This window comes from Bradyrhizobium sp. 153 (genome assembly GCF_023073835.1).
In the GTDB taxonomy this organism is placed as follows: Bacteria; Pseudomonadota; Alphaproteobacteria; order Rhizobiales; family Xanthobacteraceae; genus Bradyrhizobium.
The window spans coordinates 1-1,327 of the sequence record NZ_JADPKH010000142.1 but is presented as its reverse complement, the minus strand read 5'-3'; the positions used below and the strand labels follow the sequence as shown (position 1 = coordinate 1,327).

General features: G+C 59.8%; 1 pseudogene. It reads right to left on the bottom strand.

Going from position 1 to position 1,327, the window contains the following annotated elements:
• Positions 1–148 precede the first annotated feature (148 nt).
• A pseudogene (locus tag IVA91_RS32230) lies at positions 149–984 on the bottom strand (transposase); the annotation flags it as partial.
• Positions 985–1,327: the final 343 nt, after the last annotated feature.

Sequence of the window (1,327 nt, the reverse complement as noted above, 5' to 3'; positions counted from 1 at the left end):
TCACCGGGCGAGATCAAATCGGAAAGGTGGGCGACATCGTCTCGGAATCCCCGAGCGACTTCATATCGGTACACCCGGGCGACTTCGTCGGAATCCGCAGAATGGACGCGATTTCCCCAATCGTCATCGGGGCGATCATTAAGAATCGCTTGTCCATCTCATCCGTCGAATTCATGTGCTTGCGGTGTGCCAGCGGCAGGCGGAAGTAGGTGACCGTCTCCTCGATGTTCTCTTCCACCCAGGCGGTGAGCTTGGCGTATTTGCCACCCCATTTGGCGAACCAGGCGGCAAGATCGCGCCGTACCTCCGAGAGGTCGCGCCGGTCGTACATCCATCTGAGCTCGAGCAGGCAATCGTCATCGACCTTGCGGGGGACATAGTCGAGCGCATTGCGCAGGAAGTGCACATAACAGCGCTGCCAGAACACGCCGGTGAGAACTTCGGGGATTGCCTTCTTCAAGCCCGGGTGATCATCGGAGACGACGAACTCGACGCCATGCAGGCCACGGGCCTTCAAGGCTTCCAAAAAATCCTTCCAGCTCGATCGGCTCTCTCGGTTGGCGAGTTCGACCGCGAGCACCTGGCGCCGGCTGAGAAGGCATGGCCCACCAGTTCCTCGGTGACCTGCTTCACCTTTCGCGTCGAGACGCACTGCACGTACATCTCGGCCAGGGCCGCAACCAGCGCCTTCTCCGAGCGTTGGTAGCGCTCGAACAACTCGGTCGAGAACCGCCCCTGCCGGTCCTGCGGCACCTTCAGCTCGATCTTGCCGATCCGGGTGATCAACGAGCGGGAATAGTAGCCGGAGCGGTAGCCAAGCCGCCCCTCGCTGCGCTCTCCTTTCTCCGCACCCAGCGTCTCCGTCATCTCGGCTTCCAGAATGTCCTGCACCGCCCCCTGGATCAGCGGCTTCAGGAACTCCTTGTCCGACCTCGACAACTCTTTGACTGCAGAGACATCCGTCCTAATCTTCGTCACGGTCATGGCGGGTCCAAGCTCCTCTACGAGCGGTGATCTTCGCAATCACCGGACTTACCATGACCGCTTCAGCCTCTCAGCTTTTTGCAGAACCTCCCGCACACTACCCAATTTAGGGCAGCGGGCTCTCTCTTGAGATCTGGGCTTGGGTGGACCAGCGCCTGTGAAGGTATGGTGCTGTATGGAAGCGACATCGCCCAAGCTGAAAAAGCGGCCTGACATGCGGGGCGTCACTTTTGCCGCGACATCGGCTAGAGCGTTAGCCGATCAGGTTGCAAGTAGCCTGCGGCAGTGAAGTAGTTTGTGGATTCTGCGGGCGTGTAGGTGTCGATGATGCGCCCGACAGCAT